Source organism: Enterobacter cloacae complex sp. ECL411 (genome assembly GCF_021869665.1).
In the GTDB taxonomy this organism is placed as follows: domain Bacteria; phylum Pseudomonadota; class Gammaproteobacteria; order Enterobacterales; family Enterobacteriaceae; genus Enterobacter; species Enterobacter intestinihominis.
On the sequence record NZ_CP091486.1, the window covers coordinates 1463792 to 1480176 of the forward strand.

Consider the following 16385-nt stretch of genomic DNA (forward strand, 5'->3'; position numbering starts at 1 on the left):
GACTGCTCGGTGCGGTCTGTTCCCCCTCGCCCCTTTGGGGAGAGGGCCGGGGTGAGGGGTTAAAGATTAAACCCGGCTGCCCCACAAATCATACTCGTCGGCGTTTTCAACCTTCACGCGAATAATATCGCCCGGCTTGACGTTGGTTTCCCCGTTCAGGTACACCGCGCCGTCGATTTCAGGCGCATCCGCCATGCTGCGGCCAATCGCGCCTTCTTCGTCCACTTCGTCGATAATGACCAGAATTTCGCGGCCCACTTTCTCCTGCAAGCGTTCAGCAGAGATCTGCTGTTGCAGCTGCATAAAGCGGTTCCAGCGTTCCTCTTTGACCTCTTCCGGTACCTGGTCCGCCAACTCGTTGGCCGTTGCGCCTTCAACCGGGCTGTACTTGAAGCAGCCCACGCGATCCAGACGCGCTTCTTTCAGGAAGTCGAGCAGCATCTGGAAATCTTCTTCGGTTTCACCCGGGAAGCCAACGATGAAGGTGGAGCGCAGGGTCAGTTCAGGGCAGATCTCGCGCCACTGCTTGATGCGCGCCAGCTGGCGGTCAACGGAGCCAGGACGCTTCATCAGCTTCAGAATGCGCGGGCTGGCGTGCTGTAACGGGATATCCAGATACGGCAGGATTTTGCCTTCCGCCATCAGCGGAATCACGTCGTCAACGTGCGGGTAAGGGTAGACGTAGTGCAGACGCGTCCAGATCCCGAGCTTAGCAAGCTGCTCGCACAGGCCAACCATGCTGGTTTTTACCGGCTCGCCGTTATGGAAGCCGGAGCGGTGTTTGACGTCCACGCCGTAGGCGGAGGTGTCCTGGGAGATGACCAGTAACTCCTTCACGCCCGCGTCGGCCAGGTGTTTGGCTTCTGCCAGCACCTCGCCAATCGGACGGCTCACCAAATCGCCACGCATCGACGGGATGATGCAGAATGTGCAGCGATGGTTGCAGCCTTCGGAAATTTTCAGGTAAGCATAGTGGCGCGGCGTCAGCTTCACGCCCTGTTCCGGCACCAGGCTCAGGAACGGGTTGTGCTTTGGCTTTGGTACGTAGTGATGAACATGTTCCAGCACCTGCTCGTAGCTGTGCGGGCCGGTGATCTCCAGTACCTTCGGGTGCACTTCGCGGATCTGATCCACCTTCGCGCCCAGGCAGCCGGTGACAATCACTTTGCCATTTTCCGTCAGGGCTTCACCAATGGCTTCCAGTGACTCCTGGACCGCGCTGTCGATGAACCCACAGGTGTTGACGATCACCATGTCGGCGTTGTCGTAGCTTGGCACCACGTCATAGCCTTCAGTGCGAAGTTCAGTCAGGATGCGTTCGGAATCCACCAGGTTCTTCGGGCAGCCCAGGGAGACAAAGCCGATTTTCGGCGGGTGCGTAACATTGCTCATAGGTTAAAAATTCATCAATTATGGAGTTGTCAGGGCGGGATTTTACAGCGTATCGCGGGGGATTTATACACTCTTGATGGCGCAGTTGAGGCGGGCAATCGTTGTAACATTGTAAAGAATGTTAATCAGTTATCGTTTATTGATCTCAGGCATCACATTGTACAAAAAATGACCTTATTATTAATAGGGTAACATGGCTGACAGAGGAGGAAATAGCATGTCCGTTGACAGACTGAAACGCGATCTGCTTAACAAGCTGATCAACGCCCGAATCGACCTGGCTGCATATCTGCAACTCCGCAAGGCGAAAGGGTATATGTCAGTCAGCGAAAGCGAAAATCTGCGTGAAAATTTCTTTGAACTTTGCAATTTCATGCGTGAAAAAGCACCCATCCTGAAAGCGCACTGCGCTGAAAACGAATTAGTGGCGCTGCGCCGCGCCGCCGAGGTGCTTTCCATCGCAGGGGTCTGTTTGATGAACGGACGTCACGACTGCCCGAATTTTATTGCCGTTAACGCGGAGAAGCTTGAAAACTGCCTGACCACGCTCGCGCTTTGCATCATGTGTCTGAACAAGCCGGAAACGCTTGCCCGACACTGAACCCGGGGGAGGCAACTCCCCCTTTTGATTAAGCTTTTGTAAAAGTGTTAACGCACCCGGGAACAGTGGCTAATCTTTAAGCCATATGCCGATAAAGGAGTGCGTTATGCCTCGATCCTCGCTGCTTTTCCTCCCTGCACTGTTATTCCCGCTTTCGCTGCTTGCGGCGCCCGAGACGGTTAAGGTCGACGTGCTACAGACAAAACTGGATCACCCCTGGTCGCTGGCGTTTCTGCCTGATAATAAGGGGCTGCTGATCACGCTAAAAGACGGGCAGCTTAAGCACTGGCAGGCAGGGAAAGGGCTCTCCGACCCGATTATCGGCGTGCCGAAGGTCTGGGCGAGCGGCCAGGGCGGATTGCTGGACGTGGTGCTGGCCCCGGATTTTGAACAATCACGGCGGATCTGGCTCAGCTTCGCCGAGGCGGGTGATGATGGAAAAGCGGGTACCGCGGTGGGCTACGGGCGGTTGAGCGATGACCTCTCGCGCATTGAGGGCTTCCAGGTGGTGTTCCGACAGATGCCGAAGCTCTCTACTGGCAACCACTTTGGCGGACGGCTGGTGTTTGACGGCAAAGGCCATCTCTTTATTGGCTTAGGTGAAAACAACCAGCGCCCGACGGCGCAGGATCTGGATAAGCTTCAGGGTAAGGTGGTGCGCCTGACGGAGGACGGGAAAGTGCCGCCGGATAACCCGTTTGTGAACACCGCCGGTGCACGGCCTGAAATCTGGTCTTACGGCATTCGCAACCCGCAGGGGATGGCGATGAACCCGTGGAGCGACGCGCTGTGGCTTAATGAACACGGCCCTCGCGGCGGGGATGAGATCAACATTCCTGAAAAAGGCAAAAACTACGGCTGGCCGATGGCGACGCACGGGATCAACTACAGCGGCCTGAAAATCCCGGAAGCGAAAGGCGAGCACGTTGAGGGCACTGAAAAACCGCTGTTTGTCTGGAAAGTGTCGCCCGCCGTCAGCGGCATGGCGTTCTACAACAGCGACGTCTTCCCGCAATGGAAAAACAAGCTGTTTATCGGCGCGCTGAAGGAGAAAGACGTCATCGTGCTGAGCGTGAAGGGCAATACCGTGACGGAGGACGGGCGCATTCTTGGGGATAAAGATCATCGAATTCGCGATGTGCGCGTCGGGCCGGATGGTTATCTGTACGTGCTGACCGACGAGACGGACGGGCAGCTTTGGAAAGTCAGCCCGTCCGGGTCGTAATCAGGTCACCGGGATCATCACCACGTTGCGATACGCCGGGCGCTCGCTGAGCTGCTGGATCCAGCGCTGAAGGTGAGGGCGCGGGGTCCAGCTGAGACCCATGTTAGTGAGGTTCCAGACGAAAGGGGCGACGGCGATATCGCCCACGCCGAACGTGTCGCCGGAGAACCAGGTATGCTTCGCCAGTTCGTCGTCCATCATCGCAAACAGCGACTCGCACGCGTCCTGGGCGGCATGAATGGCGGGATAATCACGATCGGCTTCCGGCGTACGGATAAGCCCCATCAGGATCACGCGGTGCGTTGGGGAAAGCGTCTGGTTTGCCCAGTCCATCCATTTTTCGCCCTGCGCGCGCTGGGCTGGATTTTCTACCCACAGCCGACCCTGGCCGTACTGCGCGGCGAGGTATCGCACGATGGTGTTAGACTCCCACAGCGTGGCGTCTGTCTCGTCATCGCGCAGTAGCGGCACCAGTCCGTTTGGGTTCATCGCCAGGTAGTCCGCGTCTTTATTCACGCCAAACTCCAGGCCCGCCATAACCTGCTTAAACGGTAAATCCAGCTCTTCCAGCGTCCAGAGCACTTTTTTCACGTTGGTCGAATTGTTCCTGCCCCACAGCGTAATCATATTTACTCCCGATGAGATGTGAATCCGAGTCAGCTTTTCGCCATGGTGAGATAAACCTAACAATTACGCAACAGATGCTAAAAAAAACACCGCCATCAAAGCGTATCTGAATGTTATTGCATAAACTTTAAAAACTTTACCTGGAACAGGTTTCTTTGAAGGCTGTAGTGCGCTATTACTCATCGCTTCTTGCGACACGGTGATTGTGACGTGATTTTTAGAATGGACACTCGGGTGGCATTTATGACGCAAAAAACTTCCTCTCTGCGCAGCCTGGCGGCAGGCTCGGCGCTGCTTTTCCTTTTTGCCCCAACGCTCCATGCGGCGGAACAGACAGCGCCCGAAGCGCCGCCTGTTGATGCGCGCGCCTGGATCCTGATGGATTACGCCAGCGGGAAAGTGCTGGCGGAAGGTAACGCCGACGAAAAACTCGACCCGGCGAGCCTGACGAAAATTATGACCAGCTATGTGGTCGGCCAGGCGTTGAAAGCGGGCAAGATCAAGCTGAATGACATGGTCACCGTCGGGAAAGATGCCTGGGCGACCGGTAATCCGGCGCTGCGCGGCTCGTCCGTGATGTTCCTGAAGCCTGGCGACCAGGTCTCCGTGTCCGATCTGAATAAAGGGGTTATTATTCAGTCGGGAAATGATGCCTGTATTGCGCTGGCCGATTACGTCGCGGGCAGTCAGGACTCATTTATTGGGCTGATGAATGGCTACGCGAAAAAACTGGGTCTGACCAATACCACTTTTAAAACTGTTCACGGCCTGGATGCGCCGGGTCAGTTCAGTACCGCGCGCGATATGGCGCTGCTGGGCAAAGCGCTGATCCATGACGTGCCGGATGAGTACGCTATCCATAAAGAGAAAGAGTTTACCTTCAACAATATCCGCCAGCCTAACCGTAACCGTCTGCTGTGGAGCAGTAACGTTAACGTGGACGGCATGAAAACCGGTACAACTGCCGGGGCCGGATACAACCTGGTGGCTTCTGCGACGCAGGGCGATATGCGCCTGATCTCAGTGGTGCTGGGAACGAAAACCGACCGTATTCGTTTTAACGAATCCGAAAAACTGCTGACCTGGGGTTTCCGCTTCTTTGAAACCGTCACGCCGATTAAGCCGGACGCCACCTTCGTCAGCCAGCGTGTCTGGTTTGGTGATAAAAGTGAAGTGAACCTGGGAGCGGGTGAAGCGGGTTCCGTTACCATTCCACGCGGTCAGCTGAAAAACCTGAAAGCCAGCTATACCCTGACCGAGCCACAGCTCACCGCACCGTTGAAAAAAGGTCAGGTGGTCGGGACGATAGATTTCCAGCTTAACGGCAAATCTATTGAGCAGCGTCCGCTGGTGGTAATGGAAGCGGTGGAAGAGGGCGGCTTCTTCAGCCGGATGTGGGACTTTGTGTTAATGAAATTCCACGGCTGGTTTGGCAGCTGGTTCAGCTAAGTTTTTGCCGGGTGGCGGCTTCGCCTTACCCGGCCTACAACGGCTCGAACGTAGGCCGGGTAAGGCGAAGCCGCCACCCGGCATAACCTCAATACATCAACTTCACCTGCTGCGCTTTCGCGTATGCCACCAGCTCGTCATCCGGGCGGCAATCACTGACGATGGCGTCAAAGCGCGACAGTTCTCCCATCCTTGCCGGACGGACCTTGCCAAATTTACTGTGATCAACCACCAGCACATGCTGCTGCGCGGCGTTGAGCGCCCACTGTTTCACCGGTAACTCTTCAAGATTAAAACAGGTTGCCCCCTGTTTCACATTCACGCCCGCCGCAGAGTAAAAGGCGATATCAGGGCATACATTACTCAGCGTGTCCTGAATATTCAGCGGCTTGAAGATGGCGTTGCTGGCATGAAATTCGCCGCCACACAAAATCACCCGGCACGCTGGTTTCTCCTGCAAGGCCAGGAAGGTATTTAGCGAATAACAGACGGCGGTAAAGGGAACGGTGCTGTCGATGGCCTCAATGATCCACGGGGTTGTCGTACCGCAGTCAAAAAACAGCGTTTGATGCGGCTGCACCAGCGAGGCGGCGAGCCGCGCGGCTTTGCGCTTCTCTTCCACCAGGCGTGTTTTTTGATCGCTTAACAGATAATGGCTGGCGCTACGCGGCTCCAGAACAATATACCCGCCAAGCAGCACAACGGGGGCGCTGTCGCTGTTCAGATCGCGACGAATGGTCATTTCAGACACGCCAAGCAGGGAAGCGGCTTCCTTAAGATGCAGCTTATCGCTGCGCTTCAGCGCCTGAAGCAGCTGAGCAATGCGGTCATCGCGACGTGTTTCCATAGATCCTCGGGCTAAAAAAGTGAGCCCCCGCAGGGCGGGGGCTCAAGTGTAACCTGACGGACCGGGGTTAGTCACGTATCCAGCCTTTGCGGATCGGAAGGGCAAACAGAACGCGATAGGCCTGTGATAATCCACGATAAAGCGCCGGGCCAAAGAGGCTCCACAGGATGGCTGCGCTGACGCAGCCCATCAGCCCCACCAGGAAACCGCCGACCATATCCAGCGGCCAGTGCACCCCCAGGTAGACGCGGGACCAGGCGATGGCGACTGCCACGCCCATCAGCACTACGCCGGACCACAGGCGATGCCAGAACAGGAAGGCCAGCGCAAAGGTGAAGATCACCGTGCCGTGATCGCTCGGGAACGAGTCATCCGGCGCATGGTGCAGGAAGTTGTAGCCGACGCGATCGACAAACGGACGATCGTGCGGGAAGGCGTGACCCAGCACGTAGCTTGCCAGCACGCTCACGCCAATTGCCATCGCCATTTTGATCACCAGATGGCGCTGGGCGGTGACCTGTGTACGAGGTCCCCATAACCAGAGGATCACCGCCAGCGCCGGTACAATGCTAATCAGATCTTTCGCAATGAAGGTGGCGAGATCGATCATCCATTCCGGTGACGACGGCGTGGCGTTGAGCAGGTAAAACAGTTCGTAGTTCAGATTTTCTAACATAATCTCGTTACTCTTTAGCAAACCGGGCGGAAACCAGCCCGTAAACCAGCACCTGGGAAAACCAGACCCACCACCCGGCCCACAGGTTGTGAGAGAAAAAATGCGCGCCGCGCATGACCTGCCCGAAGCCCATCACCAGCCCCATAACAACGCCTGACGCGACAAAGGACCATGCCAGGCGCGGACGTTCACGCCAGAAGGCAAAAAACAGCCCCATCACCATAAACCCGCTGGAGGCGTGGCCGCCGGGAAAGCAGCGTCCCGGTCCGCTGTCTGCCGGAACGGCGCTGAACAGGGGATACGAAACGGACCTGCCGCCATATTCCACCAGATCCCACGGACAGCTGTGGTGGCTTATGCTTTTCAGCACCCCTACTACCAGCGCACCCAGCCCCATCAGAAGCGCGGCCGTTACCAGTCGGGCATTGCGTTTGTAAGCGCCGTAAATCAGCGATGCGGCAGCGATAACAATGGTCACATATTTCGCCAGCCGATGGTTCAGCAGATCCAGCAGCGGGTTTTGCTGTAGCGGAAAATGATGCGTCGCTGCGTCATACCAGAAACCGGTTATCCATCGGTCAAGCGATTCATCGCGCGAAAGCCAGGTAAAAAGCACCGCAAGGGCAATAAGCACGAAAAGTTGATAACCATAAAAGCGGGGAGGCAAACGGTAAAGACGTTTTGTCTTATTTGTCGGTAACTTAGATAATTCTGAAGGGCTGACGGCGTGTGTCATAGTTTCGGTCAATAACGTGAAATAGCACTATCATAGGGAGGGCAACTTAAGGAAACCTTAAACAACAACGATAAGTGCGTTATTTCTGTTTTTTCACGTTAATTTGCTATCTCAGACAGCGGCAATTCATTACACTCATCGCGATTTTTTCATACTAAAGAGATTGCATGATAAACCGTTCTTCTTCCGGTAATCGTCTGGGTCGTCAGGCGTTACTTTTTCCTCTGTGTCTGGTGCTTTACGAATTCTCTACCTACATCGGCAACGACATGATCCAGCCCGGCATGCTGGCTGTGGTTGAGCAGTACAACGCAGGTATTGAGTGGGTACCGACATCCATGACCGCCTATCTGGCGGGCGGCATGTTTTTACAGTGGCTGTTAGGGCCGCTGTCGGATCGTATTGGCCGCCGTCCGGTGATGCTGACGGGCGTAGTGTGGTTTATCGTCACCTGTCTCGCCACGCTGCTGGCGCAGAGTATTGAGCAGTTCACGCTGCTGCGTTTCCTTCAGGGCGTGAGCCTGTGCTTTATTGGCGCCGTGGGCTATGCCGCTATTCAGGAGTCGTTTGAGGAGGCGGTGTGTATCAAAATTACCGCGCTGATGGCAAACGTGGCGCTGATTGCACCGCTTCTTGGGCCGCTGGTGGGAGCCGCATGGGTTCACGTCGCGCCGTGGGAGGGGATGTTCGTCCTCTTTGCCGCGCTTGCGGCTATCTCTTTCTTTGGCCTGCACCGTGCGATGCCGGAAACCGCCACCCGCCTGGGCGAAAAGCTCTCGCTTAAAGAGCTGGGGCGGGATTATAAGGCAGTGCTGAAAAACGGTCGTTTTGTCGCGGGCGCGCTGGCGACGGGGTTTGTCAGCCTGCCACTGCTGGCGTGGATTGCCCAGTCGCCGGTCATTATCATCAGCGGCGAACAGCTTAGCAGCTATGAGTATGGCCTGTTACAGGTGCCGATTTTTGGCGCGCTGATTATCGGTAACCTGGTGCTGGCGCGTCTGACGTCGCGCCGTACCGTGCGTTCGCTGATTATTTTGGGCGGCTGGCCCATAGCGGCAGGGCTGATTATCGCGGCGGTGGCGACCGTAGCCTCGTCTCATGCGTACCTGTGGATGACGGCGGGGCTGAGTGTTTACGCGTTTGGTATCGGCGTGGCGAATGCTGGCCTGGTGCGCCTGACGCTGTTCGCCAGTGAAATGAGTAAAGGCACGGTGTCTGCCGCGATGGGGATGCTGCAAATGCTGATTTTCACTGTCGGTATTGAGGTGAGCAAACATGCCTATGCTTTCGGCGGTAACGGGCTGTTCAGCCTGTTCAACCTCGCAAACGGTGTGCTGTGGGTAGGGCTGATGGTGGTGTTCCTGAAGGACAAACGCGTCGGAAGCGCACTGCAACCGTAATCCTTATTCCCTCTCCCCGCTGGGCGAGCTCGGGACAGTTCCCTCTCCCTGTGGGCTGAGGGATCCCCAGTAATTTGAAAGCAAAAGCGATAACGTTGCCTCAGAATAACTGAGGGCTTTCAGCGATGCCTCGGTCCGGCTGTAAATCGCTGAGGCGTTTCCTGTAGGCCGGGGCGAGGCGCAGGGATGCGCCGAGAGGGCGGGCTTTACAGGGATGTTACCTCCGCCCGTCCCCGATAAGCCGGAAGGAATAAGCCGAAGGCACCGCGAAGCGGCGATTTTCCGCCGGAAGCCCGGGTTGCCAGGGTGGTGGCGACTGAGCCACCCTGGCACATTCACCGGTCATGTCGTGACAGAGTAGCAAGGAACATAAAGTGAACGGAATGACCACCAGAGCCGTATGTTCCCCCTCACCCCAGCCCTCTCCCTCAAGGGAGAGGGGGCCATCTGTGCAGGCATTATTTTGTGGGGAACCCTCAGCCCTGTGGGAGAGGGTTAGGGTGAAGGCACCAGAGCGCACGGAATCAATTAAACGGCGCCTTCCCCTCCAGCACCATATCAATCACGTCCAGCACCCCTTCGTCATTATTGTTCGGCGCTTCATAGCGGGCCACAGCCTTTATATGCGGTCTGGCGTTGGCCATCGCGAAGCCAAACCCAGCCTGGCGCAGCATCTCCACGTCGTTACCGCTGTCGCCAAAGGCCACCACTTCACTGTCCTCAATGCCCCAGCGCGCTTGCAGGATCCGCAGGCCGTTAGCTTTGTGCACGCCAGGGATTATCAGGTCGATACTGCCGTGACCCGTGGTCACCGGCACCATGATGTCACCAAGCTTCTCATGCAGCAGCGCCTGAATGCGCGGTATTTCGTCGTCAGAGACGTTAAGCCCGAACTTGAAGAAAATATCGTTGAGGTTGTCAAAGCTGCTGACGCTTTCAAGGCGGTGATAGTATTTCGCCGCAATCTCTTTAAAGAGGTCGTTATACGTTTTCAGCGTGTAGGCGCTGTTTTTTCCGCAGGCAATTATCTCAATGCCGGGCACGTCGTTTAACAGGGTGGCGACGGTCAGAAAATGCTCTTTCGACAGTTCGCCGTTAAACACGTCTTCGCCCGCATCCACCACCCAGCCGCCGTTTTCGGCGACGAAGGCGATTTCATGGGCGATCTCGGGGAAAAATGAGATCAACTGGTAGTACTGGTTTCCGCTGGCGACCACAAAACGGATGCCTTGCGCTTTCATGCGCGCGTACTGCGCCAGAAAACGCGCGCGATTATAGGTTTTCGCATCGCTCAGGAAGGAGCCATCCATGTCGACTGCAATCAGTTTAACGCTCATATCCCTTCTCCATTGTCGTTTGTTCTGCTTCCGGTTTTGCCACCGCACGCGCCACCAGGGCGGCAATAATCACTAACCCTAACACCACCAGCATGGCGCTGCGCAACCCGTAGTGCTCACCGAGGAATCCAAGCAGCGGTGGCCCCACCAGGAAGGCAAGGTAGCCCGTGGTCGCCACAACGCTCACGCGCGTCGGCGCATCGGGACCGGTATCGCTGGCAGCGGAAATGGTCAGCGGGAAGCCAAGGGAGGCGCCCAGCCCCCACAGGATCACCGACACGCCGGCAATCCAGTCCACATCCACAAAGATGATCATCGCGATGCCCAGCCCACCAAGCAGGGCGCTGGCACGGACGACCGCCACGCGGCTGTAACGGTCGATAAACCAGCCGCCGGTAAAGCGTCCGACGGTCATACCGAGCGTAAATCCAGCGTAGATCAGCGAGCCGGAGGTGGGGCTAAATCCGTGCCCGTCCACCATCAGCAACGGTAGCCAGTCGTTGGCGGAGCCTTCAGCAAATGCCATCGCCAGCACCACCACGCCAATCAGCATTAGCTGGAAATCACGATAGAAGGGCAACCCTTTTGCCGCAGACTTCTGTTCGTCCGAGGCGTGTTGTCCTGTGCCTGCGGGAATAGCCCTGATGCCGGTGAGGATCGGTATAATACAGACCAGCGCCGCCAGCAAAATGTGCACATTGGCCGCAATGCCCAGCGCCGTCAGCGCCATCCCCACGCCCGCGCCCGCCAGCGTGCCGAGACTGTAAAAGCCATGCATCATGGGCAGCACCGTTTTGTTCATCGCCTGTTCGACGGCGGCCCCCTCAACGTTAATGGCCACTTCAGCCGCACCAAAGCTGCCGCCAAATACCATCAGCCCAAGGGCAAACATCAGCGGCGAGGCGAACCACAGCGCCACGCTCAAAGCGAACATTCCCACCACGGCGCAGCACATGGTGGTACGGATCACCGCGCGCGTGCCAAAGCGCTTCACCAGCCAGGCCGAGCAGAGGATGCCGCTCATCGAGCCAATCGACAGGCCAAACAGCACGATCCCCATCTCCGCCGTCGAGACGGATAGCGTATCGCGGATTGCCGGGGTGCGCGTTGCCCAGGAAGCCATCAGCAGCCCGGGGATGAAGAAGAACATAAACAGCGCCCACATGCGCAGATGCAGGGCTTTGCGAGGAGAAGTTAGCGTCATTGGGATCAGCACCAGAAGTACAACAATAGCGACAACACTAGCAACTTTGTGTACATTTGTACATAAACCGGATGAGGATTTTATGAGCAGACCACCAAACGACCCTAACCGCCGCGAGAAGATACTCCAGGCGACGTTGGACACCATTGCTGAGCACGGTATTCATGCCGTCACGCACCGCAAAATTGCCACCTGTGCAGGCGTACCGCTGGGGTCGATGACCTACTATTTCGACGGGATGGAGTCGCTTCTGGAGGAGGCGTTCACGTGGTTTACGCAGCAGATGTCTCAGCAGTACCGGGATTTCTTCGCGGGGGTGACCGGGCGGGAGAGGGCGTGCGAGGCCATTACCACGCTGATCCACAGTTCAGCCGTGACCACGCCACACAATATGGCGCTGATGTATCAGCTGTACGCTTTTATGCACCGCAGCGCCGCGCTGAAAACGGTGATGCAGGACTGGATGAAGATGAGCCAGACTACGCTTGAGCAGTGGTTTGATCCGGCCACCGCCCGTGCGCTGGATGCGTTTATCGAGGGGATGACGCTGCATTTTGTAACCGACCGGTCGCCGTTAACCCGGGAGGAGATCCGGGCGATAGTGGGACGGATTGCAGGCGAGGATACCGTCTGATAGCGCTCGCCCCGGCCACGCCTGATGTCAGGAGATTTTTTTCCCGCTGGCGTCAACGACGACTTCGCCATCTTCCTTCGTAAATGCCCCTTTTTGCGCGTCCGGAAGGATGTCGAGAACGACTTCAGAAGGGCGGCACAGACGTGTACCCAGCGGCGTCACCACAATCGGACGGTTAATCAGAATGGGGTATAGCAGCATGAAATCAATAAGCTGGTCATCGGTGAAATTTCCCCCGGCAAGGCCCAGTTGCTCGTAAGGCTCGACGTTTTTGCGCAGCAGATCGCACACGGGAATCCCCATGTCTGCAATCAGCCTGGTCAGTTCATCACGCGACGGTGGGTTCTCAAGATAGAGAATAATTTCGGGTTCCGTACCGCTGTTGCGGATCATCTCCAGCGTATTGCGCGACGTGCCGCAGGCCGGGTTGTGGTAGATAGTGATGTTGCTCATATCCGTTACTCATTACAGTGTGAAGGAGAGACGTAGCGCCAGCGCGGCGAGCGTCACAAACAGAACTGGCAGCGTCATTATGATGCCCGTCCTGAAATAGTAGCCCCAGGTAATGGTCATGTTTTTCTGTGCCAGCACATGAAGCCATAGCAGGGTAGCCAGGCTACCGATGGGGGTGATTTTCGGCCCCAGATCGCAGCCAATCACGTTAGCGTAAATCATCGCCTCCTTAATCAAGCCTGTTGCCGCACTACCCTCAATGGAGAGCGCGCCGATCAATACCGTTGGCATATTGTTCATTATGGATGACAGAAAGGCGGTGATAAATCCGGTTCCCAGCGTAGTGGCCCAGAGTCCATGTCCGGCTAAGCGATCAAGAACGCCTGAAAGAGACTCCGTCAGCCCGGCATTACGCAGGCCATACACCACCAGATACATCCCCAGCGAAAAGATAACGATCTGCCAGGGTGCGCCGCGCAGCACTTTCCCGGTGTTGATGGCGTGCCCGCGTTTCGCAACGGCAAATAAAATCAGCGCGCCAGTTGTTGCGATAGCGCTGACCGGGATACCCAGAGGTTCAAGCACAAAGAAACCGACGAGCAGTAGCAGCAGCACGATCCAGCCCGTTCTGAACGTCGGCAGGTCATGAATGGCCCGTGCGGGCTCGCGGAGTTTTGCCAGGTCATATTCCGGCGGTATTTCCTTGCGGAAGAACAGATGCAGCATCACCAGCGTCGCGGCAATTGCGGCGATATCAACCGGGATCATCACCGAGGCGTATTCGCTAAAGCCCAGCTTAAAGAAGTCCGCTGAGACGATGTTGACCAGGTTGGAGACAATCAGCGGCAGGCTGGCGGTATCGGCGATAAATCCCGCCGCCATCACGAACGCCAGCGTGGCCTGCTTGCTGAACCCCAGCGCCAGCAGCATGGCGATAACGATAGGCGTCAGGATCAATGCCGCACCGTCATTGGCGAACAGCGCCGCCACGGCCGCACCCAGCAGCACGATCCAGGTAAACAGCAACCGCCCGCGACCGTTTCCCCAGCGAGCAACGTGCAGCGCCGCCCACTCGAAAAAACCGGACTCATCCAGCAGCAAACTGATAACGATTACCGCGATAAACGTGGCCGTCGCATTCCAGACGATGTTCCAGACCACCGGAATATCGTTAACGTGGATCACACCGCTCGCCAGCGCCAGCGCGGCGCCAATGGTGGCACTCCAGCCGATACTGAGCCCTTTGGGCTGCCAGATAACCAGTACCAGCGTAAACAGAAAAATAGCCCCTGCCAGAAACATCTTTTACTCCGTTATATCTGTTTTTGTGAATGTGTTGTGGTCAGCACGAGCCCGGGAGGCGGTTTTTCAGCTTCATACGTGTCTCTTCTCGCAGGCAGTTCCAGCTGTTATCGATAACGGTTGCCGCCCACGCGGGCATGTTGGGAGAGAGACGGTAGTAGATCCATTTACCCTCACGACGATCGATGACCAGCCCGGCCTCACGCAGCAATGCCATATGGCGGGAGACTTTCGGCTGCGGCTCGTTGGTAGCGGAGCAGAGATCGCAGACGCACAGCTCGCCCGCTTCACGCAGAAGCATGACGATGGAGAGGCGCGTTTCGTCGGAGAGGGTTTTGAAGAGCTGGAGCGGGTGGAGCATTCTGTCATCCTGAATGTTTTGTGTCATATGCATTAAATCATATGTGATTGTAGTAAAGGAGAGAAGAAGGAGATAGCAGGAAGGATAAAAAAGCGACTGGAGGACTCGCTAAGGTCAAAATAGTCTTTATGGCTTGTCCGGACTACTCCTGATAGTCATGGGAAAGAAACCGCCCCAGGGGGACGGTTTCTTCATATCTGCTCACTTTCAACGCTCTTCTGTGTTCAGGCGCAGCAGCGATCGTTCCAGGTGTCACGGTAAATGATATTCCCCTCCGTGTACTTCCATGAGATTGCTTCGTAACGCAATTCGAGCGTTTCAAGATGGGTGCTGCTCATCCCGTTAGGGGTCATGAAGGGTGCCACTGTCGTGAACTTAACGTTTTCCATCACGATATTGAAATATTCGGCCTCGATCCCGGACTCCAGAATGCGGTACATCTTAATGATTCCCTTCTTCATAACTCTCCCTTCGCACACGGTGCGGTAAAGAAGCGGGGTAGTCTGATCAAATTCTTTAACTATCGTAATAGGGCGATGGACGCGCGTGCCGGTGAGTTTACCCCAGCTTGGATCAACCGGAATGGTTACACCGTGGGAGAACGATTTTAGCTCTATGGAACCAAGACGCGTGGGCATCATGCAGCTACCGATAATCGGCGAACCGTTCTCGTCTTCTAGCCATAGGTGTGCGGGTGTAGACATGTAATTTCCTTATTAGTAAGCGTAACGCATTGATGTTCCTCAATGCCATATCCAGTAAGCCAGTCCCAGTGTTACCAGGTAAAACAGGAGGATGAATCCCTGGCTAACCTCAGGGAAGTAAACGTCAAGGACATAGCCAAAAATGAACGTGAGGATGATCGGGACATAGGTCCAGAAGAAAAACTGAGCCTGAGATTTGAACCAGCGTCTTAAAAAGCCCATCAGTGTCTACCCATTAGCTTCAGGATCGTGTCAGCAGCATCATAAGGGCTTTGACTGTCAGTCCATTGCTGGGTTAGCACGCCCGCGCGCATAAAAGCAGGCTCCACCAGGAAATACATCATCTCCAGTTCTCGCAGGTATAACGCTTGATAGTAGGCGGGATGCATCACTTGCAGGCGATGAGCGCTGTCAGCAGCTTTTTGCACAACCCCGTATATCCCCAGCCCTCCAATAGCCGCGCCCGTTAATCCTGAAACGCCCTTTAACACTGAAGGTGGAAGGGTCACATAGAGGCAAACAGTCGATGCGACGCCTGCAGAGAATGAATACGAGGTTAGCGTGCTGGTGGATATATAAACGTTAGCGCGCATTAGAGCATGCTGTATCGCTGATAATTCTGCCGGGGAATAATCCTTAACCAGCTCCTCTACGTACGTGTTGATTAGGTCAAAGACGATGTTCCAGCGAGAAACGAGATGGAATATGCCCTTTCGGAATCGAGCGTCCTCCAGGTTTTGTCGGGTGCATACATCGTAATATTCATCAGTAAAGCAGGAGGTGTAGTACAGCAGGCGTTGGGCACCGGCACCTATATTATTCAGGTGGCTCTTTACCTCTTCACCTACATCACGTACCGCCCGGTCCAGCTTCATTGCCAGTATCTTTTGGCTCTGAAGCTGGCGGATGATCTCTTCAGAATGGTACATGCTTACGGACCTCGCACTTCAGCTCAATTGAGCGATTTTTTGCTGCATCCCCTAAGACCGGCATTGCTATTACTGAACTTGAAAACTGCATTCCTGTCCCCTCCATAGTGTTTCTATCCGCTCCAGCGTATATCTGTAACTAATATGGAAGTTCAAAGCAGATCATGTTCATGAAAAGCAGGGTATTTTTAGGATAATGACTTGATGTTTTTTAACCAATATGCGATTTATCGGCGAGCTTTTAGTGCGAATAGATAAGTTCAACATTGAGTGACTCGTTCCAAAATCCAACAGAAATATCATCACATACAGACTTTGCCACGCGCAACTAGTAGCGCTCTGGCGTGTTCCAGCCTTTCAGGCAGTTAGCGCCACCCTTAAAGCAGATCGAGCCCCCAGCAGGGCGCTGGCGCGTCACAGCATGGCCAAAAAAATCTTTCGCAGACCAAAATCGCACTACACCGCACCCGCCTGCGGTTTTTGGATCATAAAATTTTTTCAGTTTTAT

Annotated in this window: 17 protein-coding genes; 5 read left to right on the forward strand and 12 right to left on the reverse strand. The window is 55.6% G+C overall.

Going from position 1 to position 16385, the window contains the following annotated elements:
- Positions 1-66 precede the first annotated feature (66 nt).
- Entirely contained in the window at positions 67-1392 is a 1326-nt protein-coding gene (gene rimO, locus L3069_RS06930; protein ID WP_100167734.1) for a 30S ribosomal protein S12 methylthiotransferase RimO, read from the reverse strand.
- Between the two features lie 217 nt (positions 1393-1609).
- Between rimO and bssR the strand changes: the two genes are divergently transcribed.
- Both bssR and L3069_RS06940 read left to right on the forward strand, forming a co-directional pair.
- Entirely contained in the window at positions 1610-1993 is a 384-nt protein-coding gene (bssR, locus tag L3069_RS06935) for a biofilm formation regulator BssR (protein WP_038415734.1), read from the forward strand.
- Positions 1994-2099: 106 nt separating this feature from the next.
- A complete protein-coding gene (locus tag L3069_RS06940; RefSeq protein ID WP_038415735.1) occupies positions 2100-3218 on the forward strand; it encodes a PQQ-dependent sugar dehydrogenase in 1119 nt (372 codons plus the stop codon).
- On the opposite strand, the gene L3069_RS06945 is transcribed toward L3069_RS06940, so the two are convergent.
- Positions 3219-3845: a glutathione S-transferase family protein gene (locus tag L3069_RS06945; RefSeq protein ID WP_022647552.1), complete on the reverse strand. Its 627-nt coding sequence runs from the start codon at positions 3843-3845 to the stop codon at positions 3219-3221. It abuts the gene before it with no gap.
- Positions 3846-4088: 243 nt separating this feature from the next.
- Here L3069_RS06945 and dacC point away from each other — a divergent pair, with 243 nt between their 5' ends.
- Positions 4089-5294 (forward strand): serine-type D-Ala-D-Ala carboxypeptidase, encoded by a 1206-nt coding sequence (dacC, locus tag L3069_RS06950; protein ID WP_023299674.1) that lies wholly within the window; start codon positions 4089-4091, stop codon positions 5292-5294.
- Positions 5295-5382: 88 nt separating this feature from the next.
- On the opposite strand, the gene deoR is transcribed toward dacC, so the two are convergent.
- The 3 genes from deoR to L3069_RS06965 all read right to left on the reverse strand — a co-directional run bounded on the left by deoR (position 5383) and on the right by L3069_RS06965 (position 7553).
- Positions 5383-6141 carry a DNA-binding transcriptional repressor DeoR gene (gene deoR, locus L3069_RS06955; protein ID WP_022647554.1) on the reverse strand — a complete coding sequence of 253 codons (759 nt, stop codon included), beginning with the start codon at positions 6139-6141 and terminating at the stop codon, positions 5383-5385.
- 67 nt (positions 6142-6208) lie between these two features.
- Complete coding sequence (ybjG, locus tag L3069_RS06960) at positions 6209-6817, reverse strand: undecaprenyl-diphosphate phosphatase (RefSeq protein WP_022647555.1); 609 nt, start codon at positions 6815-6817, stop codon at positions 6209-6211.
- Between the two features lie 7 nt (positions 6818-6824).
- A complete protein-coding gene (locus tag L3069_RS06965) occupies positions 6825-7553 on the reverse strand; it encodes a phosphatase PAP2 family protein (protein WP_038415736.1) in 729 nt (242 codons plus the stop codon).
- A gap of 167 nt (positions 7554-7720) precedes the next feature.
- On the opposite strand from L3069_RS06965, the gene L3069_RS06970 reads away from it, so the two are divergent.
- The gene (locus tag L3069_RS06970; RefSeq protein ID WP_022647557.1) at positions 7721-8953 is read left to right on the forward strand and encodes an MFS transporter; all 1233 of its coding nucleotides are present in this window, start codon (positions 7721-7723) and stop codon (positions 8951-8953) included.
- A 524-nt stretch (positions 8954-9477) separates the two neighbouring features.
- On the opposite strand, the gene L3069_RS06975 is transcribed toward L3069_RS06970, so the two are convergent.
- Both L3069_RS06975 and L3069_RS06980 read right to left on the reverse strand, forming a co-directional pair.
- Entirely contained in the window at positions 9478-10290 is an 813-nt protein-coding gene (locus tag L3069_RS06975; protein ID WP_022647558.1) for a Cof-type HAD-IIB family hydrolase, read from the reverse strand.
- Positions 10280-11494: an MFS transporter gene (locus L3069_RS06980; protein ID WP_023299676.1), complete on the reverse strand. Its 1215-nt coding sequence runs from the start codon at positions 11492-11494 to the stop codon at positions 10280-10282. The genes L3069_RS06975 and L3069_RS06980 overlap by 11 nt, the downstream gene beginning before the upstream one ends.
- Before the next feature lie 82 nt (positions 11495-11576).
- Between L3069_RS06980 and L3069_RS06985 the strand changes: the two genes are divergently transcribed.
- On the forward strand, positions 11577-12128 hold the full coding sequence (locus L3069_RS06985) for a TetR/AcrR family transcriptional regulator (RefSeq protein ID WP_032624580.1): 552 nt from the start codon (positions 11577-11579) through the stop codon (positions 12126-12128).
- Positions 12129-12155: 27 nt separating this feature from the next.
- On the opposite strand, the gene arsC is transcribed toward L3069_RS06985, so the two are convergent.
- From arsC to L3069_RS07010, 5 genes are all read right to left on the reverse strand, one after another.
- The gene (gene arsC / locus L3069_RS06990; protein WP_023299678.1) at positions 12156-12581 is read right to left on the reverse strand and encodes a glutaredoxin-dependent arsenate reductase; all 426 of its coding nucleotides are present in this window, start codon (positions 12579-12581) and stop codon (positions 12156-12158) included.
- Positions 12582-12593: 12 nt separating this feature from the next.
- A complete protein-coding gene (locus L3069_RS06995; protein ID WP_023299679.1) occupies positions 12594-13883 on the reverse strand; it encodes an arsenic transporter in 1290 nt (429 codons plus the stop codon).
- Between the two features lie 40 nt (positions 13884-13923).
- The gene (locus tag L3069_RS07000) at positions 13924-14244 is read right to left on the reverse strand and encodes a metalloregulator ArsR/SmtB family transcription factor (RefSeq protein ID WP_038415737.1); all 321 of its coding nucleotides are present in this window, start codon (positions 14242-14244) and stop codon (positions 13924-13926) included.
- A gap of 224 nt (positions 14245-14468) precedes the next feature.
- Positions 14469-14948, reverse strand: coding sequence for a type VI secretion system tube protein TssD (locus tag L3069_RS07005; protein WP_038415738.1), 480 nt, complete (start codon positions 14946-14948; stop codon positions 14469-14471).
- Between the two features lie 221 nt (positions 14949-15169).
- Complete coding sequence (locus L3069_RS07010) at positions 15170-15877, reverse strand: hypothetical protein (protein ID WP_038415739.1); 708 nt, start codon at positions 15875-15877, stop codon at positions 15170-15172.
- Between the last annotated feature and the right edge of the window lie 508 nt (positions 15878-16385).

Coding starts and splice junctions, on each gene's coding strand:
- rimO (WP_100167734.1), bottom strand. CDS start 1,392: ATGAGCAATGTTACGCACCCGCCGAAAATCGGCTTTGTCTCCCTGGGC.
- bssR (WP_038415734.1), top strand. CDS start 1,610: ATGTCCGTTGACAGACTGAAACGCGATCTGCTTAACAAGCTGATCAAC.
- L3069_RS06940 (WP_038415735.1), top strand. CDS start 2,100: ATGCCTCGATCCTCGCTGCTTTTCCTCCCTGCACTGTTATTCCCGCTT.
- L3069_RS06945 (WP_022647552.1), bottom strand. CDS start 3,845: ATGATTACGCTGTGGGGCAGGAACAATTCGACCAACGTGAAAAAAGTG.
- dacC (WP_023299674.1), top strand. CDS start 4,089: ATGACGCAAAAAACTTCCTCTCTGCGCAGCCTGGCGGCAGGCTCGGCG.
- deoR (WP_022647554.1), bottom strand. CDS start 6,141: ATGGAAACACGTCGCGATGACCGCATTGCTCAGCTGCTTCAGGCGCTG.
- ybjG (WP_022647555.1), bottom strand. CDS start 6,817: ATGTTAGAAAATCTGAACTACGAACTGTTTTACCTGCTCAACGCCACG.
- L3069_RS06965 (WP_038415736.1), bottom strand. CDS start 7,553: ATGACACACGCCGTCAGCCCTTCAGAATTATCTAAGTTACCGACAAAT.
- L3069_RS06970 (WP_022647557.1), top strand. CDS start 7,721: ATGATAAACCGTTCTTCTTCCGGTAATCGTCTGGGTCGTCAGGCGTTA.
- L3069_RS06975 (WP_022647558.1), bottom strand. CDS start 10,290: ATGAGCGTTAAACTGATTGCAGTCGACATGGATGGCTCCTTCCTGAGC.
- L3069_RS06980 (WP_023299676.1), bottom strand. CDS start 11,494: ATGACGCTAACTTCTCCTCGCAAAGCCCTGCATCTGCGCATGTGGGCG.
- L3069_RS06985 (WP_032624580.1), top strand. CDS start 11,577: ATGAGCAGACCACCAAACGACCCTAACCGCCGCGAGAAGATACTCCAG.
- arsC (WP_023299678.1), bottom strand. CDS start 12,581: ATGAGCAACATCACTATCTACCACAACCCGGCCTGCGGCACGTCGCGC.
- L3069_RS06995 (WP_023299679.1), bottom strand. CDS start 13,883: ATGTTTCTGGCAGGGGCTATTTTTCTGTTTACGCTGGTACTGGTTATC.
- L3069_RS07000 (WP_038415737.1), bottom strand. CDS start 14,244: ATGCTCCACCCGCTCCAGCTCTTCAAAACCCTCTCCGACGAAACGCGC.
- L3069_RS07005 (WP_038415738.1), bottom strand. CDS start 14,948: ATGTCTACACCCGCACACCTATGGCTAGAAGACGAGAACGGTTCGCCG.
- L3069_RS07010 (WP_038415739.1), bottom strand. CDS start 15,877: ATGTACCATTCTGAAGAGATCATCCGCCAGCTTCAGAGCCAAAAGATA.